Origin of the sequence: Rhodosalinus sediminis (assembly GCF_003385555.1) — a bacterium.
GTDB lineage: Bacteria > Pseudomonadota > Alphaproteobacteria > Rhodobacterales > Rhodobacteraceae > Rhodosalinus > Rhodosalinus sediminis.
Genome location: NZ_QOHR01000120.1, coordinates 1 through 310 on the forward strand (window position 1 = coordinate 1; position 310 = coordinate 310).

The following is a 310-nucleotide window of genomic DNA, read 5'->3' on the forward strand; positions in this document are numbered from 1 at the left end:
TGCGCCGCCGCCAGGATGGAGTGAGCGGTTCCTCGATCACGCCGAGCCGCTCGTAGGCGTGAAGGAAGCTGTCGGGCCCGGTCAGGATCCCGACATGCTTCGCGATGGCGCGGGGCTTCATGCAGAAAAGGATCAGCGCGCCTGGACCGGCTGCCGCCGGTTCCACCTCGATCATCATGGCGCGGGCGCCCTCGGCTAGAACCTCGCGCGGGCCGGTCTCGCCCCAGTCCCGGCTGTAGTGCGGGATTCGGAACGGCTCGGGGCCGACGACCTCGCGCCAGACGCCCCGCGCGAGCCCGAGGCAGTCGCA

General features: G+C 71.0%; 1 protein-coding gene. It reads right to left on the reverse strand.

All coding sequences use genetic code 11. From position 1 onward, the window contains the following. A partial coding sequence (locus DRV84_RS15360) for an NlpC/P60 family protein (protein ID WP_115982168.1) occupies window positions 1-310 on the reverse strand: 310 nt, incomplete at both ends.